26 protein-coding genes are annotated in these 25,553 nt (G+C 73.9%); 13 read left to right on the top strand and 13 right to left on the bottom strand.

Features of this window, described 5'->3' with window-relative positions:
• The first annotated feature begins 318 nt into the window (after positions 1-318).
• From ACIPW5_RS09095 to ACIPW5_RS09080, 4 genes are all read left to right on the top strand, one after another.
• Positions 319-1,827 (top strand): FUSC family protein, encoded by a 1,509-nt coding sequence (locus ACIPW5_RS09095; RefSeq protein WP_401242450.1) that lies wholly within the window; start codon positions 319-321, stop codon positions 1,825-1,827.
• A 44-nt stretch (positions 1,828-1,871) separates the two neighbouring features.
• The gene (locus tag ACIPW5_RS09090) at positions 1,872-2,438 is read left to right on the top strand and encodes a GNAT family N-acetyltransferase (RefSeq protein ID WP_401242447.1); all 567 of its coding nucleotides are present in this window, start codon (positions 1,872-1,874) and stop codon (positions 2,436-2,438) included.
• Positions 2,439-2,664: 226 nt separating this feature from the next.
• Entirely contained in the window at positions 2,665-3,804 is a 1,140-nt protein-coding gene (locus tag ACIPW5_RS09085; protein ID WP_401242444.1) for a nitric oxide synthase oxygenase, read from the top strand.
• A 56-nt stretch (positions 3,805-3,860) separates the two neighbouring features.
• The gene (locus ACIPW5_RS09080) at positions 3,861-4,928 is read left to right on the top strand and encodes a lactonase family protein (protein ID WP_401242441.1); all 1,068 of its coding nucleotides are present in this window, start codon (positions 3,861-3,863) and stop codon (positions 4,926-4,928) included.
• 77 nt (positions 4,929-5,005) lie between these two features.
• Here ACIPW5_RS09080 and ACIPW5_RS09075 read toward each other — a convergent pair whose 3' ends face one another.
• The 3 genes from ACIPW5_RS09075 to ACIPW5_RS09065 form a co-directional block, all read right to left on the bottom strand.
• Entirely contained in the window at positions 5,006-5,926 is a 921-nt protein-coding gene (locus ACIPW5_RS09075; protein ID WP_401242439.1) for a sirohydrochlorin chelatase, read from the bottom strand.
• Positions 5,927-6,036: 110 nt separating this feature from the next.
• Positions 6,037-6,723, bottom strand: coding sequence for a uracil-DNA glycosylase (locus tag ACIPW5_RS09070; RefSeq protein WP_401242436.1), 687 nt, complete (start codon positions 6,721-6,723; stop codon positions 6,037-6,039).
• Positions 6,724-6,764: 41 nt separating this feature from the next.
• On the bottom strand, positions 6,765-7,853 hold the full coding sequence (locus tag ACIPW5_RS09065) for a WD40/YVTN/BNR-like repeat-containing protein (protein ID WP_401242435.1): 1,089 nt from the start codon (positions 7,851-7,853) through the stop codon (positions 6,765-6,767).
• Between the two features lie 234 nt (positions 7,854-8,087).
• On the opposite strand from ACIPW5_RS09065, the gene ACIPW5_RS09060 reads away from it, so the two are divergent.
• A complete protein-coding gene (locus ACIPW5_RS09060; RefSeq protein ID WP_401242432.1) occupies positions 8,088-9,188 on the top strand; it encodes an NADH:flavin oxidoreductase/NADH oxidase in 1,101 nt (366 codons plus the stop codon).
• A 102-nt stretch (positions 9,189-9,290) separates the two neighbouring features.
• Positions 9,291-9,644, top strand: a complete 354-nt coding sequence (locus ACIPW5_RS09055; protein ID WP_401242429.1) for an ArsR/SmtB family transcription factor — start codon at positions 9,291-9,293, stop codon at positions 9,642-9,644.
• Here the strand turns inward: ACIPW5_RS09055 and ACIPW5_RS09050 are convergent.
• From ACIPW5_RS09050 to ACIPW5_RS09040, 3 genes are read right to left on the bottom strand one after another with little or no spacing between them, the layout of a single operon-like run.
• Positions 9,641-10,057, bottom strand: a complete 417-nt coding sequence (locus tag ACIPW5_RS09050; RefSeq protein ID WP_401242427.1) for a hypothetical protein — start codon at positions 10,055-10,057, stop codon at positions 9,641-9,643. The two genes, ACIPW5_RS09055 and ACIPW5_RS09050, sit on opposite strands and share 4 nt — an antisense overlap.
• A 36-nt stretch (positions 10,058-10,093) precedes the next feature.
• Positions 10,094-11,455, bottom strand: a complete 1,362-nt coding sequence (locus ACIPW5_RS09045) for an FAD-dependent oxidoreductase (RefSeq protein WP_401242424.1) — start codon at positions 11,453-11,455, stop codon at positions 10,094-10,096.
• A gap of 52 nt (positions 11,456-11,507) precedes the next feature.
• The gene (locus ACIPW5_RS09040) at positions 11,508-12,164 is read right to left on the bottom strand and encodes a DUF305 domain-containing protein (RefSeq protein WP_401242421.1); all 657 of its coding nucleotides are present in this window, start codon (positions 12,162-12,164) and stop codon (positions 11,508-11,510) included.
• Positions 12,165-12,240: 76 nt separating this feature from the next.
• Between ACIPW5_RS09040 and ACIPW5_RS09035 the strand changes: the two genes are divergently transcribed.
• The gene (locus ACIPW5_RS09035; RefSeq protein WP_401242418.1) at positions 12,241-13,728 is read left to right on the top strand and encodes an LVIVD repeat-containing protein; all 1,488 of its coding nucleotides are present in this window, start codon (positions 12,241-12,243) and stop codon (positions 13,726-13,728) included.
• Positions 13,729-13,744: 16 nt separating this feature from the next.
• Here the strand turns inward: ACIPW5_RS09035 and ACIPW5_RS09030 are convergent, their stop codons facing one another.
• From ACIPW5_RS09030 to ACIPW5_RS09015, 4 genes are all read right to left on the bottom strand, one after another.
• Positions 13,745-14,368 carry a TetR/AcrR family transcriptional regulator gene (locus tag ACIPW5_RS09030; RefSeq protein ID WP_401242415.1) on the bottom strand — a complete coding sequence of 208 codons (624 nt, stop codon included), beginning with the start codon at positions 14,366-14,368 and terminating at the stop codon, positions 13,745-13,747.
• A gap of 37 nt (positions 14,369-14,405) precedes the next feature.
• A complete protein-coding gene (locus ACIPW5_RS09025) occupies positions 14,406-15,071 on the bottom strand; it encodes a phosphatase PAP2 family protein (RefSeq protein WP_401242414.1) in 666 nt (221 codons plus the stop codon).
• A gap of 33 nt (positions 15,072-15,104) precedes the next feature.
• Positions 15,105-16,043, bottom strand: coding sequence for a M56 family metallopeptidase (locus ACIPW5_RS09020; RefSeq protein WP_401242411.1), 939 nt, complete (start codon positions 16,041-16,043; stop codon positions 15,105-15,107).
• Between the two features lie 102 nt (positions 16,044-16,145).
• Positions 16,146-16,688, bottom strand: coding sequence for a DUF5134 domain-containing protein (locus ACIPW5_RS09015; protein WP_401242408.1), 543 nt, complete (start codon positions 16,686-16,688; stop codon positions 16,146-16,148).
• 158 nt (positions 16,689-16,846) lie between these two features.
• Here ACIPW5_RS09015 and ACIPW5_RS09010 point away from each other — a divergent pair, with 158 nt between their 5' ends.
• On the top strand, positions 16,847-17,386 hold the full coding sequence (locus tag ACIPW5_RS09010) for a GNAT family N-acetyltransferase (RefSeq protein WP_401242406.1): 540 nt from the start codon (positions 16,847-16,849) through the stop codon (positions 17,384-17,386).
• Between the two features lie 18 nt (positions 17,387-17,404).
• On the opposite strand, the gene ACIPW5_RS09005 is transcribed toward ACIPW5_RS09010, so the two are convergent.
• A complete protein-coding gene (locus ACIPW5_RS09005) occupies positions 17,405-18,097 on the bottom strand; it encodes a glycerophosphodiester phosphodiesterase (RefSeq protein WP_401242403.1) in 693 nt (230 codons plus the stop codon).
• Positions 18,098-18,287: 190 nt separating this feature from the next.
• Positions 18,288-18,938: a PadR family transcriptional regulator gene (locus ACIPW5_RS09000; RefSeq protein ID WP_401242401.1), complete on the bottom strand. Its 651-nt coding sequence runs from the start codon at positions 18,936-18,938 to the stop codon at positions 18,288-18,290.
• Between the two features lie 49 nt (positions 18,939-18,987).
• Here ACIPW5_RS09000 and ACIPW5_RS08995 point away from each other — a divergent pair, with 49 nt between their 5' ends.
• The 5 genes from ACIPW5_RS08995 to ACIPW5_RS08975 all read left to right on the top strand — a co-directional run bounded on the left by ACIPW5_RS08995 (position 18,988) and on the right by ACIPW5_RS08975 (position 24,351).
• Positions 18,988-20,139 (top strand): LLM class flavin-dependent oxidoreductase, encoded by a 1,152-nt coding sequence (locus ACIPW5_RS08995; RefSeq protein ID WP_401242398.1) that lies wholly within the window; start codon positions 18,988-18,990, stop codon positions 20,137-20,139.
• A 285-nt stretch (positions 20,140-20,424) separates the two neighbouring features.
• Positions 20,425-21,831, top strand: a complete 1,407-nt coding sequence (locus tag ACIPW5_RS08990; RefSeq protein WP_401242396.1) for a DUF6421 family protein — start codon at positions 20,425-20,427, stop codon at positions 21,829-21,831.
• Between the two features lie 26 nt (positions 21,832-21,857).
• The gene (locus tag ACIPW5_RS08985; RefSeq protein WP_401242393.1) at positions 21,858-22,607 is read left to right on the top strand and encodes an SDR family NAD(P)-dependent oxidoreductase; all 750 of its coding nucleotides are present in this window, start codon (positions 21,858-21,860) and stop codon (positions 22,605-22,607) included.
• Positions 22,604-23,665 carry a threonine aldolase family protein gene (locus ACIPW5_RS08980; protein ID WP_401242390.1) on the top strand — a complete coding sequence of 354 codons (1,062 nt, stop codon included), beginning with the start codon at positions 22,604-22,606 and terminating at the stop codon, positions 23,663-23,665. Before ACIPW5_RS08985 ends, ACIPW5_RS08980 begins: the two co-directional genes overlap by 4 nt.
• Before the next feature lie 86 nt (positions 23,666-23,751).
• Positions 23,752-24,351, top strand: coding sequence for a transglutaminase family protein (locus ACIPW5_RS08975; protein WP_401242388.1), 600 nt, complete (start codon positions 23,752-23,754; stop codon positions 24,349-24,351).
• Here ACIPW5_RS08975 and ACIPW5_RS08970 read toward each other — a convergent pair.
• Entirely contained in the window at positions 24,287-25,525 is a 1,239-nt protein-coding gene (locus ACIPW5_RS08970; protein WP_401242386.1) for an MFS transporter, read from the bottom strand. The genes ACIPW5_RS08975 and ACIPW5_RS08970 overlap by 65 nt on opposite strands.
• Positions 25,526-25,553: the final 28 nt, after the last annotated feature.

The following is a 25,553-nucleotide window of genomic DNA, read 5'->3' as shown; positions in this document are numbered from 1 at the left end:
CGCCCCGTACCGACTCCGCGCGGCGGCGCTCCCCGCGCCTGGCCCGGTCCGGAACCGCCCGGTCCGTTGGCCCTCCGGGTGGCCGGAAATGGCGCCCCGGAACTGTGCCAACGGTCCAGCGTGACGGACGTCGCTTGAGCCAATGCCCCTGCGGATGCTTATCTGTGTCATATCCATGTACTTTCGGCGCCGCGCAGCGCCGGACGGCAACGAGGCCGGTCCGGAGCGCGGTGCCTTCGCCGTGCCCGTCCGCCGCCCACCACCCCCGGGCGGACGCCGGGCCGGCGCGCTTCACTCCGAGGGGGGCGGCACACCGCCATGAAGAGGATGTTCGTGGCTCCGGATCCGGGGCGCACCAGACTGCGGAACTCGCTGCGCGCGGTGATCGGCACCGGTCTCGCCGTCGCCGCCGCCGAACTGGCGGGGCTCTCGCTCACCGCCTCCATCACCGGCGGGCTCGCGGCGCTGCTCGCGCTGTTCACCGTCCTCGACGCGGACGTCCGCGCCCAGCGGGTGACCACCGCCCTGCTGCCCGCCACCGGCTTCCCGGTCCTGGTGCTGGCCACCGGACTGCAGGGGACGCCGCCCGCCCGCGACGCGGCCTTCCTCGCCGTCGTCTTCGCCGGGGTCTACGCACGCCGCTGGGGGCCGCGCGGCCACGCCCTCGGCATCTTCGCCTTCATGATGTTCTTCGTCACCCAGTTCCTGCACGCCCGGCCCGCCCAGCTGCCCGAGCTGTTCGCCGCCGTCGCCCTGGCGCTCCTGTCGGCCGGGGCCGTGCGGTTCGTGCTGTGGCCCATCGAGCGCCGCACGCCCCCCGCCGCCGTGCCGCCGCCGCTGCCCGGCACCGGCCTGGCCCGGCCCACCACCCGGCAGGCCTTCCAGGCCACCGCCGCGTGCGCCTTCGCCCTGGCCATCGGCCAGGTGCTGTCCGAGGACCGCTGGTACTGGGCCGTGGGCACCGCCTGGTGGATCTTCGTCAACACCGCCTCGCGCGGCGAGACCCTGGTACGCGGCTTCCGCCGGGTCCTGGGCACCGTCGTGGGCATAGCCGCCGGCCTGCTGATCGCCGTACCGCTGCACGGCGCGCCCGCGCCCACCGCCGTCCTCGTCGCCGTCTGCGTCTTCGGCATCTTCTACACGGCGGCGCCGTCCTACTCCTGGATGATGTTCTTCGTCACCGTCATGGCCGGGCTGCTCTACGGGCTCCTCGGCGTGCTGCACCCCGGACTGCTGCTCCTGCGCTTCGAGGAGACCGCCGTCGGCGCCCTCGGCGCGGCCCTCGCCGTGGTGCTGATCCTCCCGGTGACCACCCACGGCGCCAACGACGCCTGGATCCAGCGCGCCCTGCACTGCGTACGGGCCGCCACCGCGGCCTCCCTGGACCGCCTCGCCGGCGACCCCGGGGCCGACCCCGCCCCGCACGCCGCCGAGCTGGAACTCCTGCTGGTCCGCGCGCGCGTGGCCCTCGCCCCGCTCGTCCACCCGCTGAGCCCGCTGCGCGCCCGCAAGGCCCGCGCCCGGCAGGTCATGGCACTGCTCGACGACTGCGCCCGCGAGGTGCGCGGGCTCGTGGCCGTCGCCGCCGACCCGCAGGCTTCCCACGACGCCCGGCTCGCCGCCGCCTGCTGGCGGGTGGAGGCGGCCGTGGAGGCGCTCACCGCCCCCGAGGGGGCCCTGGAGCACGCCGCGCCGCGCACCGCGGCCCGGGAGCCCGGCGGCGAGCCGGCCCTGGCCCACCTGCACGGCCTGGAGGAAGCCCTCGTCGCCCTGGCCACCCCGCTGCGCACGGACCCGCGCGCCCCGCTGGTCGTCACCGCGGCCTGAACGGCCCGTCCGGGGCGGACCCGTCGGGCGGTACGGTCGGGTCCATGACGACCCCACAGGCTCCGGCGCCGGAGTACCGCACCGCCCGCCCCGGGGACCGCGAGGCGATCGAGTCCCTCGACGGCTCCTTCCTCACCTCCACCGTGTTCGAAGTGACCGCCTCCGACGGCGGCTTCGCGCTCCGCGAGGTCGCGGTGGACCCGCCGCTGCGCAAGGTCTTCCCGCCGGACCCGGACGACGGGCAGGACGACGGCGACGAAGGCTCCGGTGCGGACTCCCGGACCTTCGTCGCCCTCGACGCCGGGGTCCTGTGCGGCTTCGCCGCCGTCACCTACGCGCCCTGGAACCGGCGCCTGACCGTCGACGACATCGAGGTCGCCCCCGGCCACCGGGGGCGCGGGGTCGGCCGGGCCCTCATGGAGCTCGCGGCCGGCTTCGCGCGCGAACGCGGGGCCGCGCACCTCTGGCTGGAGGTCAGCTCGGTCAACGCCCCCGCCGTGCACGCCTACCGGCGCATGGGGTTCACCCTCTGCGGTCTGGACACCGCCCTCTACGACGGCACGCCTGCGGCGGGCGAGCACGCCCTGTTCATGAGCCGCCCCTGCGGCTGACCGGGCCCCTCCGCGCCGGGTGCCGGCAACTATCCGGAATGCCGCGGATGATAGGCCCCCGAGGGGTCTCTCCGCAGGGGAATGCACCGGGATCACCCGGAGGAGTGTTCCGCGTGCTCCCACCCCGCCGGGCTGACCTGCGCCGTGTACAACGGGTGATTGTTCATTGCACATTCATCCGGCACGTACAGGGTGGATCTGGTCGGACAGGGGGTAACCGCCCGGAATGGAAATTCTGCAGAAGCACTCGAGCGCCGCTCAGGTGTGGGAGGAAGCCGAGGAGTTCGTCCGGCTCTTCCACCGGGAGAATCCGCAGGCCGGTGATCCGCGTGCCCGGCTCGCCGCCGTACGGGCCGAGCTCGCGGAGACCGGCACCTACCGGCACACCCCCGAGGAGCTGGTCCACGGTGCCCGCGTGGCCTGGCGCAACAGCAACCGCTGCATAGGCCGGCTCTACTGGAACTCCCTGCGGGTCCGCGACCGGCGCGGGGTGACCGAGGCCGGGGACGTCGCCGCCGAGTGCTTCGAGCACCTGCGCGAGGCGACCAACGGCGGCCGGGTCCGGCCCACCATCACCGTCTTCGCCCCCGACGCCCCGGACCGCCCCGGCCCGCTGATCTGGAGCGAGCAGCTGGTGCGCTACGCCGGCTACGGGGACCACCACTCCATAACGGTCGGCGACGCCCGCAACGCACCGCTCACCGAGGCCCTGCTCGGACTCGGCTGGTCCGGCGGCGCCGGCACCCCCTTCGACCTCCTCCCGCTGGTCGTGCAGGGCGTCGACGACAAGCCCCGCTGGTTCGACACCCCCGCGGACGCCGTGCTGGAGGTACCGATCCGGCACCCCGACGGGCGCGACGACTGGGGCGACTGGGGGCTGCGCTGGCACGCCGTGCCCGCCATCTCCAACATGTGCCTGGAGATCGGCGGCATCCACTACCCGGCCGCCCCCTTCAACGGCTGGTACATGGGCACCGAGATCGGCGCCCGCAACCTCGCCGACACCGACCGCTACAACCTGCTCCCGGCCGTCGCCCGCAGGCTCGGACTGGACACCTCCAGCGAGCGCTCGCTGTGGAGGGACCGGGCGCTGGTCGAGCTGAACCGCGCGGTACTGGACTCCTTCGACCGTGCCGGGGTCACCATCGCCGACCACCACACCGAGTCGCGCCGCTTCCTCTCGCACCTGGAGCGCGAGGAACGCAAGGGCCGCGAGGTGGGCGCCGACTGGTCCTGGATCGTCCCGCCGATCTCCGGGGCCGCCACGCCCGTCTTCCACCGCACCTACGAGGACCGGCCGAGCTCCACCGCGTACGTCCACCACCCCGGCGCCCAGGAACGGGCCAGAGGGCGGGACTTGGTCTAGACCTTCTGTTACCGTCGGCTCCGGAGAAGGATCCGGGACGGCGGAAAGAGGCACCAGTGGGCGGCGCGCACAGCACGGACCAGGGCGGCGGACACCGGGCCTACATCGGCTCGTTCACCTCGGGGGGCGGCCGCGGTGTGACCACCGCGGCCGTGGATCCGGCCACCGGAGCGCTGACCCCGCTCTCCTCCGCGGACTCCCTGGCCGACCCCTCGTACCTCACCGTCGACCGGGATTCCGGCGTGCTCTACGCGGTGAGCGAGACCGGCCGGGGAGCCGTGGGCGCCTTCCGCGCCACCGGCGCGGGGCTCGCCCCACTGGGCGCCCCCGTCCCCGTCGACGGCTCGGGGCCCACCCACCTCAGCCTGGCCGGCCGCAGGCTCCTCACCGCCAACTACGGCTCCGGCAGCGTCAGCAGCCTGCCGCTCGCCCCCGACGGCAGCGTCGCCGGCCCGGCCGCCGTCCTCGCCCACAGCGGCTCCGGCCCCGACGCGGAGCGGCAGGCGGGCCCGCACGCCCACCAGGTGCTCCCCGACCCCACCGGCCGCTGGGTGCTGACCGTGGACCTCGGCGGCGACGCCGTACGCGTCCTCGCGCTCGACCCGGCCACCGGCGCACCCCGGGAGCACGCGAAGGCCCTCCTGCGCGCCGGGACCGGCCCCCGCCACCTCGCCTTCCACCCGGCCGGCGGGGTGCTCTACGTCCTGCACGAGCTGGAGCCGCAGCTGACCGTCTGCCGCTGGGACCCGGCCGCCGGGCACCTCGAAGCCGTCGGCGAGGTCCCGGTCGCCTCCGGGGCCGCTCCGGACGGCGCACGGGCCTACCCCTCGGCGGTGACGGCCTCGCCCGACGGCCGCTTCCTGTGGGCGGCCGTCCGCGGGACCGACGCCGTGGTGACCTTCTCCCTCGAAGGCGACCCCGAGCGGCCGCGGCCCACCGGGACGACCGGATGCGGCGGCCACTGGCCGCGCGACCTGGCCGCCGACCCCTCGGGCCGCCGCCTCTACGCGGCCAACGAGCGCTCCGGGGACGTCACCTGGTTCGAGGTGGACCCGCTGACCGGGCATCCCCGCCGGGCCGGTTCGGTGCCCGTACCCGCGGCCTCCTGCGTGGTCTTCGCCTAGAGGGACGTCCCCCGGGGACGGCGAAGGGCCCGCCCGGAAGGATTCCGGACGGGCCCCCGTCACACGTGCGGCGGGTCCTACTGCGCGGCGGCGCCCAGCGGGATGCCGAGGGCGGCGCTGAACTGGGCCACGGCCAGCTTGCCGAGCGCCGGGTACGCCCCGAGCACCTCGGCGGCCGAGCAGTCGGCCTCCTTGCAGGCGGTGTCCAGCAGGCCGTCGGCGGCCTCCGGGCCGATCAGGTACGGGGCCAGCGCCAGCTGGACCGAGCCGGAACCGCGCAGCTCGGCGGCGACGGCCGCCACCGAGCCCTCCTGGTCCAGCGCGGCGGCGATCACGGGCACCGCGAGCCGGGCGGCCAGCAGCATGCCGGTGATCCCGGCCGCCTGGACGGCCTCCTCGCCGCCGGTGGTGGCCAGGATGATGCCGTCGGCGGCGGTGGCCACGGTGAACAGCCGGGCCCGGTCGGCGCGGGCCAGGCCGGCCTCCGAGAGCCGGACGTGCAGGCCCTCGGCGAGCAGCGGGTGCGGGCCGAGCACGTCGGCCAGCTCGGCGGCGGCCGAGGAGTCCATCAGGGCCTGGCGCATCCGGCGCAGCAGGTCCGCGTCGGGGCCGGCCAGCAGGGGCACGACCACGGCGTCGGGGCCGGTCGGCGCGGGCACGTCGAGACCGGCGGCGCGGGCGAACTCCGCGCGCGCGGTCCGCTCCTGCGCGACGGCGTCCAGGACGGCGGACAGCGAGGGGAACTCGCTCTCCTCGCCGGCCTCGCCCTCCAGGAAGCCGATCCGGGCGTCGAGGCCCGGCAGCTCGGAGCGGCCGATGCTGATGACCTCTTCGGCCAGGCCCCGGGAGGCGGCCGAGGGGGCACCGGGCACGGCGAGCACCAGCGCGGGTGCGCCCTCGGGCGCCACCGCGGGCTCGGGCCGGCGGTGCCGTCCGGTCTGGCGGGGTCGCGGCATTCGTACGGGCAGGCCGTTTGCGGGCCCAGTGGGGGAGCTCATGGCGCCGCATGCTACTGGTTTATCGGAACCACGTGTTCGGGCAGGGCCTGCTCGGGCGGCATCTGTCCGTATTTATCCATTGAATGTCGTAGTTCAATGTCATATAAGGTTCAACTGACGGCCGGCAGGCGCCAGTCGACGGGCTCCGCGCCCTGTCCGGCCAGCAGCTCGTTGGTCCGGCTGAACGGCCGGGATCCGAAGAAGCCCCGGTCTGCGGACATGGGGGAGGGGTGGACCGACTCCACGGCCGGCAGGCTGCCCAGCAGCGGCCGCAGGCGCCGGGCGTCGCTGCCCCACAGGATCGACACCAGCGGCTTCCCGCGCGCGGCGAGGGCGCGGATCGCCTGCTCGGTGACCGCCTCCCAGCCCTTGCCCCGGTGCGCGTTGGGCTTGCGCGGGGCGGTGGTGAGCGAGCGGTTCAGCAGCAGGACGCCCTGGCGGGTCCAGGGGGTCAGGTCGCCGTTGAGCGGCCGGCCCGTCCCGATGTCCGCGTGCATCTCGCGGAAGATGTTGTCCAGGCTGGGCGGCCACGGGCTGACCTCGGGGGCGACCGAGAAGGACAGGCCCATGGCGTGCCCAGGGGTCGGGTAGGGGTCCTGCCCGACGATCAGCACCTTCACCTCGTCGAAGGGCTGCTGGAACGCGCGCAGGACGTTCGCCCCTGCGGGGACGTACGTCCTGCCCGCCGCGATCTCGGTGCGCAGGAAGTCGCCCATGGCGGCGATCTGCCCCGCCACCGGCTCAAGAGCACGGGCCCAGCCCGGCTCGACGATCTCGTTCAACGGTCGTGCTGCCATGGTTGATCACTCTACTGGCCCACACCGACAGCCGGTCCCGTTCAGGGCAGCACGGCCGCCCGTACGCAGAGCACGTCCGGCAGGTGCTCGGCGAGCAGCTGCCAGCTGTCGCCGTCGTCGTGGCTGGCGTACAGCTCGCCGTTGCGGTTGCCGAAGTAGACGCCCGCCGGGTCGGCGTCGTCGGTGCACAGGGCGTCCCGCAGCACGGTGCCGTAGTGGTCGCCGGACGGCAGGCCCTTCGACAGGGGCTCCCATGTGCTGCCCGCGTCCCGGGTGCGGAAGACCCGGCAGCGGTGCTCCGCGGGGACCCGGTCGGAGTCGGCGTTCAGCGGGAAGACGTACGCGGTGTCCGGGCGGTGCGGGTGGGCGGCGACGGCGAAGCCGAAGTCGGAGGGCAGTCCGGCGCCGATGTCGGTCCAGGCGCCGCCCGCGTCGTCGCTGCGGTAGACCCCCCAGTGGTTCTGGAGGTAGAGCCGGCCGGGGTCCCCGGCGTCCTGGGCGATCTTGTGGACGCACTGGCCGAACTCGGGGTCCGGGTCCGGCAGGAACACCGCCGAGACCCCGTGGTTGGACGGGCTCCAGCTGGCCCCTCCGTCCCGGGTGCGGAACACCCCGGCGGTGGAGACCGCCACCGTGACGGCATCCGCGTCGGCCGCGTCGGTGACCACCGTGTGCAGGCCCTCGCCGCCGCCGCCCGGCACCCACTGCGAGCGGGTCGGGTGCTCCCACAGCGGCCGGACCAGCTCGAAGGACTCGCCGCGATCGGCCGAGCGGAAGAGCGCGGCGGGCTCCGTCCCGGCGTAGACCACGTCCGGGGCCTCCGGGCCGGCCGGGTGCAGCTGCCAGACCCGCTCCAGCGAGGCGCCGGTGTCCTCGGGGAACCGTACGGCGGGGGTGGCGGGCTCGTGCCAGGTCGCGCCCAGGTCGTCGGAGCTGAAGACGGAGGGGCCCCAGTGCGAGCTGTCCCCGCCGACCAGCAGCCGGGGCCGCGGTCCCCGGGTGTCCACGGCCACGGCCGAGACGGCCTGCGCGTTGAAGTGCGGGCCGTCGAACCCCCAGGGGCCGGAGTCCCGGCGGCGGCCGATGAAGAGGCCCTTGCGGGTCCCCGCGAGCAGTACCACGTCGGTCATGGCCGACACCTCCGGACGTCGTCGTCCTCCACGCAAGCCCTTTCCGGCCAGTCTGCACCAGGCCGGCGGCCGCGGCCGGGCAGGCCGGGCCGTCGAAGACCCGTTCGACCCGCCGGAGCCGCAGGGCGGCGGCCGTAGTACGAAGGGGCTCGTACTACGGGAGTTTTCGTAGTACGGTTCTTCTCGTACTTAGCGCCGACCCCGGTGCGCGTCCGGTCACGTATGGAGAGCCCCATGAGTGCTGCACCCGCTGCCTTCGCCGCCCTGTTCCAGCCCTACACCCTGCGTTCGGTCACCATCCCGAACCGCATCTGGATGGCCCCGATGTGCCAGTACAGCGCCGAGGCCTTCGGACCGAACGCCGGTGTGGCCCTGGAGTGGCACTTCGCCCACTACGCGGCCCGCGCCACCGGCGGCACCGGTCTGATCATCCAGGAGGCCACCGCGGTGGCGCCGGAGGGCCGCATCAGCCCCTACGACCTCGGCATCTGGAACGACACCCAGGTCGAGGCCCTCCGCAGGATCACCGCCTTCGTCAAGTCGCAGGGCTCCGTCCCCGGCATCCAGATCGGCCACGCGGGGCGCAAGGCGTCCACCGACCGCACCTGGAAGGGCGGCCGGCCCGTCGGCCCCGAGGGCCACGGCTGGCAGCCCGTGGCCCCGAGCGCCGTGCCGTTCGACGAGGGCCACCAGGTGCCCCACGAGCTCACCGTCGAGCGGATCCACGAGATCACCGGCCAGTTCGCGGCCGCCGCCCGGCGCGCCCTCGCGGCCGGCTACGAGGTCCTGGAGATCCACGGGGCCCACGGCTACCTCATCGGGGAGTTCCTCTCCCCGCACAGCAACCGGCGCACCGACTCCTACGGCGGCTCCTTCGAGAACCGCACCCGCTTCGCCCTCGAAGTCGTCGACGCCGTCCGGGCGGTGTGGCCCGGCGAACTCCCCCTGTTCTTCCGGATCTCCGCGACCGACTGGCTGGAGGAGGACGGCTGGACCGCCGACGAGACCGTCCGGCTGGCCCGGCTGCTCCAGGAGCACGGCGTGGACCTCCTCGACGTCTCCACCGGCGGGCTCGCCCCGCACGTGAAGATCCCCGTGGGCCCCGGCTACCAGGTGCCCTTCGCCGCCCGGGTCAAGGCCGAGACCACCCTCCCGGTCGCCACCGTCGGCCTGATCACCGAGCCGGAGCAGGCCGAGAAGGTCCTGGCCAACGGAGAGGCGGACGCCGTCCTCCTCGGCCGCGAGCTGCTGCGCGACCCGTACTGGGCCCGCCGGGCCGCCGTCGAGCTGGCCGCGGAGATCCCCACGCCGGACCAGTACCACCGCAGCTGGTGACCCCGGTGCGGCGCCGGCCGTTCCGGCGCCGCACCGGCGTCCTTCCTACGACGCTTCTCGTACGATGGGAAGCGCAGCCGAGCCGAACGAGTGGAGCAGGACATGACGGAACGCGACACGGCCCGCGCCCTCGCCCACCCCGAGCCCGGTGAGATCCGGCTGGAGGGCGTCCTGCACGCCCTCTCCGACCCGATGCGGCTGTCCATCGTCCGCGAACTCGCCTCCACGGACGCCGAACTGGCCTGCTCCGACTTCGTCCTGCCGGTGACCAAGTCCACGACCACCCACCACTTCCGCGTCCTGCGCGAGAGCGGCGTCGTACGCCAGACCTACCGCGGCACGGCCAAGATGAACGGCCTGCGCCGCGAGGACCTCCAGACCCGCTTCCCGGGCCTCCTGGACAGCATCCTGACGGCCGCGACGGCCGAGGACGGCCCGTCCGACGGGGCCTCCTAGGGGGTCGCGTCCATCTGGTGGATCGCCGTTCCCTGCGGTCCGTAGACGTTGATCCGGTACCCCCGTTCCAGCCGGAGCCCCTCCGCGGCCGCCAGGTAGGGCGGGATGGAGGCGGCCTGCTTGTCGAAGATCCGGGCCTCCGGGCTCGGGTTGCGGGTCCAGACGATCAGCAGCGGTACGCCGTCGGGCGTGGCCTCCTGCCGGATCCCGGACACGTCCGGGTCCCCGCCCGCCGCGCGGTACCGCTCGGCGACCGCCGCGGCCTCCGGCGGGGCGGCCGCCGTGGTGGTCTTCGGGCCCGGCGGCGGGGGCGCGGTAGCGCCTCCGCGCTCCTGCGCGCAGCCCGCCGCGAACGCCCCGCAGGCGAGGGCCGCCAGTGCCGCACGGGTGCCCTTGTACAACGGCCTTCCCATCCCCAACTCCCTTGACCGGTAACGGAACCGGTCACCCTACGCGAGCCCCGCCGCCGCGCGCAGGCCCGCCCAGTCGGGGATCTTCACCGAGCGGCGGCCCAGGGAGCGGCCCAGGGCTTCCTCGGCCGCCTCGATGGACAGCCAGCCCGGCCACTCCACCGGGTGCAGGCCGGCCGCGCGCAGGGCGTCCAGCGGGTCCCCGGGGAGGTCGCGCCGGGCCAGTGCGCCCGCGTCCTGGAGCAGCGAGGACACCGTCTCCTTGGCGCACGGCCGGTTGGTGCCGATCACCCCGGTCGGGCCGCGCTTGATCCAGCCCGCCACGTACTCGCCCACCGAGGCCCGGCCCGCGCGCACCACCCGGCCCGCCGCGTGCGGCACGGTCCCGGTGGCCGCGTCGAAGGGCAGGCCCGGCAGCGGCACGCCCAGGTACCCCACCGAGCGCAGCACCAGCTCGGCCTCGACGTCCTCGTACGCACCCGTACCGGTCACCCCGCCCCGGCCGTCCGGGGCGGTCCGCTCGAAGCGGAGCCCGCGGACCCGGCCGTCGGTCCCGCCCAGCACCTCCGCCGGCCGCAGGTGGAAGCGCAGCCGGATGTCCCGGTCCGCGGCGGCCCCGCCGTCCGGCCCGGCCGCGGACCAGCCGCGCAGCACGTCCAGGTTGCGCCGGACCGCCGCGGGCAGCGCCGCCGCCGTGCCCGGGTCCTCGTACGCCGGGTCGAGGGCGAGCTCGGCCGGCTCCACCCGGATGCCGACCCCGGGCAGCGTGCCCAGCTCGCGGAGTTCCTTGGTGGTGAACTTGGCCTGGGACGGCCCGCGCCGGGCCACCATCGACACCGTTCGCACCCCGCTGTGGGCCAGCACGCCCAGCGCGGGCTGGGGCATGTCGGTCGGCTCCAGCTCGGGCACGCCCCGGGCCAGGATCCGCGTCACGTCCACCGCGACGTTGCCCGCGCCGACCACCACGGCCGAGCGGACCCCGCCCAGGTCGAAGGGGCCGGCGTCCGGGTGTCCGCTGTACCAGGACACGAAGGCCGTCGCGGAGTGCACCCCGGCCAGTTCCTCGCCGGGGATGCCGAGCATCCGGTCGCGGGCGGCGCCCACGCAGTACACCACCGCGTGGTAGAGCTCCAGCAGCCGGGCGGTCGACAGCCCTTCGCCGCCGACCTCCACGTCGCCGAGGAAGCGGATCCGCTCGTCCTCCAGCACCGAACGGAGATTTCCGGTCAGCGATTTGATCTTCTCGTGGTCGGGGGCCACCCCGTACCGCACGAGGCCGTAGGGGGCCGGCAGCCGGTCCAGCACGTCGACGCGCACCCCCGGCACCTCACGCTGCTGGACCAGCGTCTGGGCGGCGTAGACCCCGCTGGGGCCCGAACCGACGACGGCGACACGAAGCACGGCGGTACTCCTCCCGCAGGTGCTCCCAGGATGCCACCGGCCCCCGGACCCGTCAGCCCATCGCGCGCATCCGTTCGATCTCGGCGCTCTGGGTGGCCACCACCTCGTTCGCCATCTCCTCCACGGCGACGTTGTTGCCCTGGGCGAGGGCCTCCCCGGCCATCTTCAGCGCCCCCTGGTGGTGGGCGGTCATCAGGGTGAGGAACAGCCGGTCGAAGTCGGTGCCCCGGGCTGCGGTCAGCTCCGCCAGCTGCCGTTCGGTCGCCATGCCGGGCATCGCGGCGTGGTCGTGGCCGCCGGAGTCGCCGCCCGGCGCCGGGTACCGGGAGATCCACTTCTCCATGGCCCCGATCTCCGGCCCCTGGGCGGCCGAGATCCGCTCCGCGAGCCGTTTCACCCCGTCCGCCGTGGCCCGGCCGGGGGCGAGGGCGCTCATCGCGAGGGCCTGCCGGTGGTGTTCGACCATGTGCCGCACGTACGCGTGGTCGGCGGCGTTGGGACTGTCGTCGGGGCGCTCCTTCGCGGCCTGTTCGGGGGTGAGCGTGCGGGCCGGGCCGCCCGGTTTCCCGGGGGCGACGACCACCGGTGCGCCGTCGCCCGCCGCCCGGGAGCCCGCGTCGTCGTCCTGGCAGCCGGTGAGCGTGAGGAGGAGGCCGGCGGTCAGCGCCGCCCCCAGGATTCGGCCGACTAATGCGTTTGCCATGTCCATGAAAAGCAAGATACTGCCGGGGTCCAGGTTCCGTTCCCAGGAGGAGCGAAACGTTCGGGCCCCCACGGGAGGCACAGTGACCTCGCACCGCAGCGTCAGAGTGCGCCACCGGAGTCTGGGGGCGGCCCTCGCCGCCGCCGGACTCCTCACCACGCTCCTGGCCACCGCCGGACCGGCGGCCGCCACACCGGACCCGGGCGATCTGACACCGGGCTCCGGATCCCGGCAGAGCGCCGCCCCCGCTCCGGACCGCGAACTCGCCCCCGGGGAGATCCCCGGCAAGGACGAGATCGTGCACAGCGCCAACATCAAACCCCTGGCCAACATCCCCAGCGCCAACCCGGCCGGGATCAACTCCGACCTGGCGTTCCAGGGGAACTACGCCTACGCCGGCAACTACGACGGCTTCACCATCTACGACATCGCCAACCCCAAGTCGCCCAAGGTCGTCACCCAGGTCCTGTGCCCGGGCGGCCAGAACGACATCTCGGTCTCCGGCGACCTGCTCTTCCTCTCCACCGACTCCTCCCGCAGCGACGACTCCTGCAACAGCGTCTCGCAGCCCGCGACGGAGAAGTCCTCGTGGGAGGGCATCAAGATCTTCGACATCAAGGACAAGAAGAACCCGAAGTACATCAAGTCCGTCGAGACCGCCTGCGGGTCCCACACCCACACCCTGGTGCCCGGCGGCCGCGACATCTACCTCTACGTCTCCTCGTACTCGCCCAACGAGGCCTTCCCGGACTGCAAGCCGCCGCACGACGGCATCTCCGTGGTCAAGGTCCCGAAGAAGGCCCCGACCCGGGCCGCCGTGGTCGGCTTCCCGGTGCTCTTCCCGGACGGCGGCAACCCGGGCGCGCCGACCAACCCGGGGGTCTCCAAGACCACCGGCTGCCACGACATCACCGTGCTGCCGTCCAAGAACCTGGCCGCGGGCGCCTGCATGGGCGACGGCATCCTCTTCGACATCAGTAAGCCGGAGCAGCCGCGGGTCATCGACCGCGTCCAGGACAACGTCAACTTCGCGTTCTGGCACTCGGCGACCTTCAACGAGCGGGCGAACAAGGTGGTGTTCACCGACGAGCTCGGCGGCGGTGGCGGCGCCACCTGCAACGAGGCCACCGGCCCGAACCGGGGCGCCGACGGGATCTACGACATCACGGGCCGCGGAGACCAGCGCAAACTGGTCTTCAAGGGCTACTTCAAGATCCCGCGCCACCAGGCCGACACCGAGAACTGCGTCGCCCACAACGGCTCGCTGATCCCGGTCGGCGGCGGCCGCGACATCATGGTCCAGGCCTGGTACCAGGGCGGCGTCTCGGTCTGGGACTTCACCGACTCCGCGGCACCCAAGGAGATCGGCTACTTCGAGCGCGGCCCGCTGACCACCGACCAGCTGGGCCTCGGCGGCTCGTGGTCGGCGTACTACTACAACGGGCACATCTACTCGAACGACATCGTCAAGGGCCTCGACGTGCTGAGGCTCGACGACTGGCGCACCGAGAGCGCCAAGTGGGTGCGGATGGACCGGCTCAACGTGCAGAGCCAGCCCGAGTACCACTGAGCACGGTCCCCCCGCACTAGGGGGGAAACGTTCCGCCGGGCGGCCCCCCGTCCGGCGGGACACCCAGCTCCCAGTCCAGCCCGTACCGCGCGAACAGCTCCGCCCGCAGCCGGGCCGCGGGCATCGGCGCCCCCGGCAGCAGCACCGCGACCACCGCCCCCATCAGCAGCGCCCGCAGCAGCGGGTAGTCGGTGTCCACGTCCGCCGACCCGTACGCGGCGACGGTGCCCCGCAGCAGCTCCGCCAGGCGCTGCTGCTCCGGGCACCGGATGAACCCCTCCGCCTGGAGGATGCCCGCCATGTGCGTGCGCATCAGCCGGGGCTGGTCCCGGGCCAGCCCCAGGACCGCGTCGATCGCCCGGGCCAGCAGCTCCCGGCCGTCGTCGCTGCGCGGCTCGCGCTCCAGGGCCGCTTCCAGGGTCAGGTGCATCAGCCGGTGCACCGCGGACTGGAGCAGCTGGCGCTTGCCGGGGAAGTAGTACGAGACCAGGCCGCGCGCCGCGCCCGCCCGGTCGGCGATGTCTCCGAGCTTCGTGGCCTCGTACCCGCGCTCGGCAACCAGTTCGACCGTAGCCTGCAGCAGTCGCTCCCGGGAACGTCTGCGCAATTCTTCATTGACCGACGGGCTGCGCGGGACCATGCTTACTCCTGCGTTGACTGGCTCCGAGCCAATATACTCAGCGCGCGGGACCGTCTGCTCGGGGCGACGCGGGGGATCGCCCCGGGCAGGCATGCCGAAATGCCGCCAGGGACACCAGGGCCACGCCCAGGAGCCAGCCCGCGAGCACGTCCGTGAACCAGTGGACGCCCAGGTAGAGCCGGGTGAAGCCGACCCCGAGCACCGAAACGGCCGCCACCGCCCACGCCGCGGTCACCACGCCCGAGGGCGCCTTCGCGGGCAGCAGCCACAACAGCAGCCCGCACACCACCGTGGCCGTCATCGCGTGCCCCGAGGGGTAGGCCGCGTACTGCGCGGAGTCGACGGGATCCGGCCACGCCGGACGGGGCCGCCCCAGCAGCGCCTTCATCCCCTGCTGCACCGCCGCCGCCACCAGTGCCGCCGCCCCGACGGTCACCGCCCGCGAGCGGTCCCCGCGCCGCCAGAGCCACAGACAGGCCAGGGCGGCCAGCGCGCGCATCGTCCACGGGTCCCACACCCAGTCGGAGAGGATCCGCATCGCGTGGGTGACCCCGTCGTGGGTGACGGCGTACGCGTGCAGGTCCCGCGCCAGCCGGTCGTCGTACGCGACCAGGGGCGGCCAGTCCGCCGCCACCGCCACGGTCAGCACCGCCGCGAGCAGCGCGCAGCCGGCCCCGGCCCTCGAAAGCCACGTGTTCCGCATGCCCCGATCCTGTCAGGGTGCGGAACGCACCCTTCAGGCCAGCGCGCTCAGACCCGGTACGAAGGCCACCAGCAGCGGAACCGCCGGGACCAGCGCGGCCAGCGCCGCCAGCCGCAGCCGGCGGGCCGGCGACAGGCGCGGCGTGGCCGACAGCAGCCTCCGCACCCGCTGCGGGACGTGCGCCTGCTCGGGCCCGCACGGGCCGAAGACGCCCCGGTCCTCGTTCAGCCCGACCAGGGCCAGGGCGATGGTCAGCCGCCCGTAGCGCCGCGAGGCCACGTCGTCGGCCGCCAGCTCCACCAGCCGGTGCATCTCCGCCTCGAACGCCGCGAAGACCGGGACCTGGGGGAACCCCTGCGCCAGCGCACGCGAGCAGTGCAGCAGCCAGTCGTGCCGGGCCGCCACGTGCCCCTGCTCGTGGGCCAGCACCGCGTCGAGCTGGCTGCCCTTGAGCCGGCCCAGCGCCGCCGTGGTCACCACCAGCCGGGGCGCCGCCCCGGGCTGCCACCAGGCCTCCGGACGCGGACCCTCCAGCACCACCAGCCGCGCCGCGGCCGGATCCTCACCGGGCAGCAGCGGCGCCCGGACCAGGAGTTCGGCCCCCCGGGCGCGCCGCCGGGCCCGCGCCCGCAGCACCTCCCGCGCCAGCATCGCCCCGGTCCACAGGCCCCCGCCGGCCAGCGCCACCGCGGTGCCGGCGGCCCAGGCGCCGCCCTCGGCCCCCAGCGCGTACGCGTCGACCACCCCGTGCGGGGCCACGGCGAACAGCCGGCCCCGTACCGCCTCCCAGGCGGCGGCCGCGCTCAGCAGCATCGACAGCGCCAGGCACAGCAGGGTCGCGGCCACCACGCACTGCCACACCCACAGCGCGACCACCGGTTCGCGCTCGGGCCACTGGGCCCGGGCCAGCAGGCGGGGCGCGAGGAACGCGGTCAGTGCGCCGAGCAGCAGGAGAGCGGCGGGGACCATCATGTCCGCCAGCCTATGAGCGCGGCCCCGCCCACCGGTACGGCCTCGGGGCATTGGTGACGCAGGACACGTCCCGGCCGCGCCCCGACACCCGCTGCGGAGGCCTCACATGGCCAGCAGCATCGCCAACATGCCCGTCCCCATGGCCAGTCGGCAGGCCGGCGTCAGGTCCCCGGCCGCACCCCCGACCGCGCTCCGGGCCCCTCCCGCGGACCCGGGCACCGGCTGCGGGGCACCGCCCGCCGTCACCAGCCGGGCCCCGCCGAGCAGCACGTACCCGGCGTAGTAGAGGAGCAGGGCCCCCGTCACCGCGGGCAGCCCCGCCCGGCCGTGCCCGTGCCCGGCGTACATCCCGAGGGCCATGTACGCCATCGCCAGCGAGCCGACCAGGTGGTGCGCGTGGTGCACCCCGCCCCGCAGCAGCCACAGCGCGTGCAGCGCCGCCCCGCAGGAGACCACGAGCAGGACCGGCGGACCCCAGGAGCCGGTGCCCTGCGGCAGGGCCATCGCCGCCATCGCGAAGCCCATCACCGCCTCGCCGGCCGCCGCCCCGCGCCTGCTGCGGTCCGCTCTGCGCGCCCGCAGCAGGCAGTACCCGCCGCTCGCCGCGCACAGCGCGACGAGCATCCAGGCCAGGGTGAGGGGCATCGCGGATCCGTGCACGGCGGAACCTCCCGGTGCGTCGGCGGCGGCGTCGGCGTCAGCAGAAGGGATTCCCTGCTCACGCCCCCCTCACGCCGGTCCGGGATAGGCTCTGCGTGCCGTACCAGGCATGTCATATGCCGCCGCGATGAACGGAGCCCCCGATGCCGACCGCCCAGCCCGCCGCCCTGAGCTTCCGCAGCGCCGTGGAGGCGGACGTACCGGACCTGGTGTCCCTCGTCGAGTCCGCCTACCGGGGCGACGCCAGCCGGGCCGGCTGGACGACGGAGGCCGACTTCCTGGACGGCCAGCGCACCGACCCGGAGGGCGTGGGCGCGATCATCGCCGACCCGGACGGCATCCTGCTGGTGGTCGAGCGCGCGGGCGAGCTGGTGGCCTGCTGCCAGCTCGAACACCGAGGGGACCACGCCTACTTCGGCATGTTCGCCGTGCGCCCGGGGCTCCAGGGCGGCGGCCTCGGCAAGGAGGTCCTGGCCGAGGCGGAGCGCCGGGCCCGGGAGACCTGGGGAGCGCGGCAGATGCGGATGACCGTGGTGAACGTACGGGAGGAGCTCATCGCCTACTACGTGCGCCGCGGCTACGAGCGCACCGGCGAGCTGAGCCCCTTCCCCTACGGCGACGAGCGCTTCGGCGTCCCGCTCCGCGACGACCTGGCCTTCGAGCTGCTGGTCAAGGCCCTGTAGGCCACCCGCCGGGGCCGTTCAGGCGGTGAACCGGCCGGTGCTGCGGATCTCCGGGAAGTCGGTGGACGCGCCGTCCAGTTGCAGGGCGCGCGCCAGCCGCAGCTGGTCCAGGGTGTTGACGGCGCGGCCCGTCACCCGCAGCCCCGCCGCGTGCGCCGCCTCCACCGTCTCCAGGGTGAGCCGGCGGATGTCCAGGGCCACGGTGCGCGCGCCCGCCGCCAGTGCGAGGTCCACGAGGTCCTCGGAGGCCGCTCCGGGCCGCTGCGGGTGGAGGGCCGTCCGGACGCCGGGGACGTGCCGGGCGACCGCCGCGAGCACCTCGCCGTCACCGGAGGCCACCTCCACGCGGGAGGCCAGGTCGCGGCGGACGATCAGCTCCGCGAGCGCGGTGGCGGCCGCCGGGTCCTGCACCGACACCTGGAGCGGGATCCGGACTGCGTCCAGGACCTCCTCCAGGACCGGGACGCGCTCGCCCCGGCCGGCGTCCAGCCCGCGCAGTTCGGCGAGGGTCAGGTCGGCGACGGCGCCCGCGCCGTCGGTGGTCCGGTCGACCTCGGCGTCGTGCAGCACGACGAGGACGCCGTCCTTGCTGAGGCGGACGTCCAGCGCGATGACGTCCATGCCGCAGCGTTCCGCGCGGACGAACGACCGCAGGGTGTTCTCCGGCTCGACACCCATGACCCCGCGGTGACCGATGGTGAGGAAAGTCAAGGTTCTCTCGCTTCCGTCGAGGGCGGCTCCCCGCGCGGTCGCGGTGTCCCGACCGGCCGCGCGCGGTGAGGACGCATGCTAGTGCGCCCCGCCCGCGATGGGACCGGTCGTGCAAGGCCCCGCGGAAGCCCTCCGGCCGCTTCCCGCCAGGGGTGTGCGCCGCCGGGCGGGCCCGGGGCGCCGTGCCGCGTCACCCCTGCGTGGGCGCGTCCCCGTCGGCTTGACGGACGGCCGTTCCGGGCACCCGGGCGGCGGCCTCGGCGGCCCGCGTCCCGGCCTCGCGGAGGTCGTCGAGCAGGGCCCCGGCCAGGTCCAGCTCGGCCAGGTGCTGCCGCTCGCTCCAGCGCAGCGCGAGCACCGGGAAGGCCCATTCCGGTACGTCCGCGGCGTGCTCCATGGCCTCCCGTACGGAGGCCAGCTCGCCCCGGGTCCGCACCATGTGGTCCTCGACCATGGCGCGCAGCCGCTCCGGCTCGGCCAGGTGGCCCAGCCAGATCCGCAGCAGCAGCCCGTGCTTGAGCACCGGGGGTCCGGCGTCCGCGGTGTCGCCGGCCCAGCCCGCGAGGGCCTCGCGGCCCGCGTCCGTGATGGCGTACCGGCGCTTGGCGCGGACCTCCTCGGGCCCCGAGCGCTCGGAGGACGCGTAGCCCAGTTCCTCCAGGCGGCGCAGCTCGGCGTAGATCTGGCTGATCGCGGGCGACCAGTAGAAGAAGCGGAGGGAGGAGTCCGCCCACTTCTTCAGCTCGTAGCCGGTGCGCTCACCGGGGAACGACAGCAGGCCGAGCACCGCCCACGCGGTCGGCGGAAGGTCTTGCTTCTTCGAGGTCTGACTACTAGTCATATTTCTAATCGAAGTAAGACCGGGCACGGGACGCATCCCTGGAGGCATCGTGAAATTCTCCGTGATCTTCGAGGCTCAGCTGGCCGATCCGACCGTGGAACGGGAACACCAGGTCATCCGGGACTGCGTCGAGCAGGCGGTCCTCTCCGAACGCATGGGATTCGACCGGATCTGGGCCGTCGAGCACCACTCCTTGAAGTGGTACGCGCACATGAGCGCGCCCGAAGTGTTCCTGAGCTTCGTCGCGGCCCGGACGCACACCATACGCATCGGCCACGGCGTCGTGTGCATGCCCTTCAACTTCAACCACCCGGTACGCGTGGCGGAACGGGCCGCGATGCTCGACCTGCTCTCCGGCGGGCGGCTCGACCTGGGCGCCGGGCGGGGCGGCACGGAGCAGGAGACCTCGCTGTGCGGGGTGGACCGGGAGCGCACCACCGCCGAGGTGGAGGAGGCGCTGCGGATCATCGGCAGGGCCTGGCAGGAGGAGGAGCTGGAGTACCACGGCGAGCTGCTGGACATCGCTCCGCACCCGATCCTGCCGCGGCCCGCCCAGCGGCCCCATCCGCCGCTCTTCCTGGCGTGCAGCCGGGGCGAGACCCTGGTGCAGGCCGCCGAACTGGGCGTCGGGGCGCTGGTGATGGGCTTCGCCGGGCCGGAGTCCATCGCCGGGATGCGGGCCGTGTACGACACCGCGCGCGCGGCCCGCGACGGCAGCCGGTTCGTCTCCACGGCCGTGAACGACCACTTCTCGGTGCTCTGCCCGACCATCGTGCTCGACGACCCGGAGGAGGCCCGGCGGATCGGCGTCCGGGGGCAGCGGTTCTTCGCGCAGTCCATCGGGCACTGGTACGGCGGCGCGGGGATACCGGACGAGGCGGTGGTGGCCGGTGCCGACGAGGCGGCGGAGATGCGCCGGGCCGCCGAGCAGGTGGTGGCCCGGCTGCACGAGCTGGACATCCCGGTGCGGCCGACCTCCACGGCCACCTTCAACGCCGACCACGCCTACGGGAGCGCGGACGAGGCCATCGCGTACGTGGAGCGGCTGCGGGCGGCGGGCGCGGACGAGGTGATGTGCCTGGTCCAGATGGGCACGGTGCCGCAGGAGGCCTGCCTGGAGACCCTGCGGCAGTGGGGGGAGAAGGTCATCCCGCACTTCCGTGAGGAGCGCGGGGCCGGCGCGCCGGGACGGGGCGCCTGAGGGGCCCTCCGGACCCGGCGGACGCCCGCTCGGGCCGGGACCGCGCCCGGGTGGAGTCCCGCCGTCATGCGGACGGACCGGACCGGCCTTCTTTTTCGCGCCGCCGCCGGGGGCGGCCGGATGGCCCAACTACTGGGCGGAGTGGTGGATTCCACCGTGGGTTACGGGAAGACTTCCGGTGGAGTGGGGGGTCACACAGGATATTTTCCTTAGTTTCCTCTTGAGCAGGGGAGCCTCGCATGCATACGCTGTCTTAACGCGAGGTTCTCCTGTGGAGGAAGTGACATGACGGAAACTCTTGTGCCGGGCTCCGGCGGTGCCGTGATAACCGCTGGCGCGCGGGTGGTCGACCACCCCGCCTGGCCCGTGCTCAAGGCCGCCGTGGAGGAGATCCGCCCCTGGCAGGCCAAGGACGGATCGATCGACTTCGAGGCCGAGGGCGCCCCCGCCCGCGCGGACGTCGAGGCCGCCGTGGAGCGGGTCGCCGACGCCGTCGAGGAGCTGTCCCCGCTGCTGCCGCACGCCACCGCGTACCACGCCGCGCTCGTCGCCGACCTGCGCAAGTGGGTCGCCGAGGGCTTCGGCGTCCCGGACTTCCTGGACTCCCTGCTGGCCTTCCACCCGGCCGCCCAGCGCGCCGACGGCCTCCAGCACCTCGTGGTCTTCCCGATGTACACGCAGAACGGCAACCCGGACCGCAACTTCGAGGCCGTCGTCCTGAAGATGGTGTGGCCCGAGTGGCTCTCCGAGCTGGAGCGCACCCGGTACGACAACCCGCTCTTCCTCGGCATCACCCTCGAGGACTTCACCCCGGGCTACGACACCCACTCCGCCGTGCTCTTCCCGGAGACCATCGCCGTGCGCGAGGCCCCCGAGCGCTTCACCTGGGGCGGCATCTTCTGCGACCGCGAGGCCGCCCGCTACCGCAAGGTCACCGGCGCCGCCGTGGACATCCTCGGCATCGAGCTGCCCGAGGACATCGCCCGCATGGTCGAGGACCAGGAGCGCTGCGAGAAGGCCTTCGTCCTGTGGGACATGGTCCACGACCGCACCCACAGCCACGGCGACCTGCCGTTCGACCCCTTCATGATCAAGCAGCGCCAGCCGTTCTGGATGTACGGCCTGGAGGAGCTGCGCTGCGACCTCACCGCCTTCAAGGAGGCCGTGAAGCTGGAGTCCGAGGGCAACGAGCACGGCCGTGACGTGCAGTACGCCGTCCTCTTCGACCGGATGTTCCGCTTCCCCGTCTCCGGCGACCGCAACCGCAACTACGACGGTCTCGGCGGCCAGCTCCTCTTCGCGTACCTCCACAAGCACGACGTCGTGCGCTGGACGGACAACAAGCTCAAGATCGACTGGATGCGCGCCCCGCAGGTCACCAACCAGCTGTGCGCCGAGATCGAGGACCTCTACCGCGCGGGCATCGACCGCCCGAAGCTGGTCCACTGGTTCAAGGCCTACGAGCTGGTCTCCACCTACCTCGCCCCGCACCCGGGCTCCAAGTGGGCCAAGGGCCCCGACGCCCTGGACCTCACGCAGCCGCCGCGCAAGCTGGTGGACGACGTGCTTCCCGACGAGTTTCCCCTCAGCATGTTCTACGAGGCCCTCGCCAAGAAGCTCAAGGGTGTGATCGCGTCCACGAAGGGCATCACCCCGGCGAACGCCGACGACGCCGAGCGGGCCGCCGCGTGAGCGACCGCGCACAGGAGGCTGTACGGATGAACGGCAATGGGACGCTCCACGGAGCGGTCGTGGCGGTGGCCGGAGCCGGCGGCCCCGCCGGCCGGGCCGCGCTGATGCGCCTCGCCGAGGCGGGTGCCACGGTCGTGGCCTCCGACGCCGACGCGGCGCGCCTGGCGGAGGCCGTCGACGCCGCCCGCTACGCCCACGGCGGCGCCACCGTCACCGGTGACACCGTCGACCTGCTCGACCTGGAGGCCACCAAGGCCTGGGCCGAGCGCACCGAGAAGGAGTTCGGCCGGGTCGACGGGGTCGTCCACCTGGTCGGCGGCTGGCGAGGCAGCAAGACCTTCACCGACGTGGACCTCGCGGACTGGGACTTCCTGGAGAAGCTCCTCATCCGCACCGTCCAGCACACCTCGCTCGCCTTCCACGACGGACTGCTGCGCAGCGACCGCGGACGCTACGTGCTGATCAGCCAGTCCGGCGCGCACAAGCCGGTCGCCAACAACGCCGCGTACAACGCCGGCAAGGCAGCCGCCGAGGCCTGGACCCTGGCCATGGCGGACTCCTTCCGCAAGGCCGGGGGCGAGGACGGTCCGCAGGCCGCTGCTGCGATCCTGGTGATCAAGGCACTGGTGCACGACGCGATGCGCGCCGAGCGTCCCAATGCGAAGTTCGCGGGCTTCACCGACGTCACGGAGCTGGCCGAGGCCATCGCCGGCGTCTGGGAGCGGCCCGCCTCCGAAGTGAACGGACAGCGTCTGTGGCTCACTCCACAACCGTGAAGACCGATGCCCGCCGCCACCACGATCCGGCGGTCCGCGGTTTCGCGAGCGACAACTACGCGGGGGTGCATCCGGAGATCCTGGAGGCCATCGCGCTCGCCAATGGCGGCCACCAGGTCGCCTACGGCGAGGACGAGTACACCGAGCACCTGCAGAAGGTCATCCGCAGCCACTTCGGCCCGTACGCGGAGGCCTTCCCGGTCTTCAACGGCACCGGCGCGAACGTCACCGCCCTCCAGGCGATGACCGACCGCTGGGGCGCCGTGATCTGCGCCAAGTCCGCCCACATCAACGTGGACGAGGGCGGCGCGCCGGAGCGGATGGCGGGCCTCAAGCTGCTCGCCGTGCCCACCCCGGACGGCAAGCTCACCCCCGAGCTGATCGACCAGGAGGCCTGGGGCTTCGAGGACGAGCACCGGGCCATGCCCCAGGTCGTCTCGATCACCCAGAACACCGAGCTCGGCACGGTCTACACGCCGGACGAGATCAGGGCGATCTGCGAGCACGCCCACGGCCTCGGCATGAAGGTGCACCTCGACGGTGCCCGGATAGCCAACGCCGCGGCGTCGCTCGACGTGCCGATGCGCACCTTCACCAACGCGGTGGGCGTCGACGTGCTGTCGTACGGCGGTACCAAGAACGGCATGATGTTCGGCGAGGCCGTGGTCGTGGTGAACCCGGACGCCGTCCGGCAGATGAAGCACATCCGCAAGATGTCGATGCAGCTCGCCTCCAAGATGCGCTTCGTGTCGGTGCAGCTGGAGGCCCTGCTCGCGAAGGACCTGTGGCTGCGCAACGCCCGCCAGGCCAATGCCATGGCGCAGCGGCTCGCGGCCGGCGTGCGCGAGACCGACGGGGTGGAGATCCTCTACCCGGTGCAGGCCAACGCCGTCTTCGCGAAGCTGCCGCACGAGGTGTCGCGCCGGCTCCAGCAGCGGTACCGCTTCTACTTCTGGGACGAGGCCGCCGGCCACGTCCGCTGGATGTGCGGCTACGACACCCAGGAAGAGGACGTCGACGGCTTCCTCCAGGCGCTCAAGGAGGAGCTGGCCCGCTAGCCGCTCCCTGCCACATAGCTGAATAAGTATGCCCCCGAACGTAAACTCATTGATCTATGTTCGGGGGCATGCCTATGCTCCCGCCCATGCAGCTCACCCAGCAGAATCCCGACATCCATGCGTACTTGGCCTCCGATGAGGCCGTCGACCACTGGCATCCCCTGGTGCAGGAGACCGCCGATGCCCTCTGGTCCGCCACCGGCGATGCATACTCATACGCCAAAGCGGCCTTCGAATTCGTCCGGGACGTCATCCCGCACTCGGCCGACTCCGGCGACCTGCGCGTCTCCTGGCGCGCCTCCGACGTGCTCGCCACCCGCAACGGCATCTGCCACGCCAAGTCGCACGCCCTCGCCGCCCTGCTGCGCGCCCAGGGCATCCCGGCCGCCCTGTGCTACCAGCGCCTGACCGAGGACGACGGCTCGGCCCCGCTGGTCCACGGGCTCGTCGCCGTCCGGCTGCCCGGCGCCGCGGCCTGGTCCCGGATCGACCCGCGCGGCAACAAGCCCGGCGTGGACGCGCGGTTCGACCTCGAACGGGAGCGGCTCGCCTTCCCGGTCCGCCCGGAGCTCGGCGAGGCCGACTACCCCGGGCTGTACGCCGCCCCGCACCCCGCCGTGCTCACGGCGCTCCGGGAGTCCGCGGACCGGCCGGAGCTGTGGCGGAACCTGCCGACCGCTCTGTGACCCCCTCGGCCGGTACGGGTCCCCGTACCGCCACCAGCGCGTGCAGCGCGGCGGCCGCGAGCTGCAGGACGGCGATCCCGAGCAGCAGCGTCCAGGGCGGCGCGGCGGCGGCCAGCCCCACGAGGGCGGCGCCCGTCGAAGCCGCCGTGATCTTCAGTCCCGCCCCCAGCGTGAACACCTGGGGCCGCACCGCCGCCGGGGAGTGCTCCGAGCGGATCCGCAGCGTGGCCGTCAGCAACGGCCCGTCGCAGACGCCGGCCACCGCGAACGCCGCCGCCGTCACCGCCACCGACGGCGTGAACGCCGCCACCGCGAGGGCGACCCCGGTCCCCGCCATGCCCCAGCGGGCCAGCCGGCCCGGCGCCACGCCCGTCATCCGGCCCAGCGTCAGGGACCCGGCCAGCGCACCCGCCGCGAAGGCCGTCATCAGCACCCCGCCCGCGCCCGGACTGCCGAGCCCGGTCGCCAGCAGCACCGACGTGGTGGTCAGCGACCCGATGCCGACGAAGGCCAGGGTCGTCGCCGAGGTGATCGCCCTCAGCTCCCGGACCCGCCACAGGGCTGCCAGCCCCGCCCCCAGCCCGGCCCGGGGCGCGTCCGGGGAGGGGCCCGCGCCGGGGTCCGCGTACGGCAGGGAGGCCGCGAGCACCGCCGCCAGCGCCGCGGAGGCCGCCAGTACCGCCATCGCGGGCCCGGCCGAGAGCACCGCCCCGACCACGCTGACCGCCGCGGGGGCGGTGACCGCCGCCGCGTTGTAGGTGGAGGCGTCCCAGCCGTACGCCCGGTCCCGCGCCGGACCCGCCGGCAGCAGCCCCGCGACCAGGCTGGAGAGCCCACCGGTCACCACCGGCCCGCAGGTCCCGCCGACCACCGCCACCAGGAGCACCACGGGCGCCGGGGCCCGCCCCAGCAGCACCGACAGCGCCGCCACCGCCACGGTGAACCCCGCCAGCGCGCCCGCGTAGAACAGCCGGGGCCGCCGGGCCCGGGCCGCGGCGGTCCCCGCCAGCGGCGCGGCCAGCACGTGCGGCGCCATCCAGGCGGTCAGCACGAACGCCCCGTGAGCGGCGCTGCCGGTGCGCTCCACGGCCAGCAGCACCACCGCCATGCCCATGCCCTCGGACGCGAAGCGCGCGGCCAGGGCCGCCGCCAGATACCGCCCGAACCCGCCCATCGGCGAACCCCCTCCGCGTTGGGTAACG

This window comes from Streptomyces sp. NPDC090077 (assembly GCF_044747545.1).
In the GTDB taxonomy this organism is placed as follows: domain Bacteria; phylum Actinomycetota; class Actinomycetes; order Streptomycetales; family Streptomycetaceae; genus Streptomyces.
Note: the sequence above shows the minus strand (reverse complement) of the source record. Positions and strands in the feature narration are given on the sequence as shown.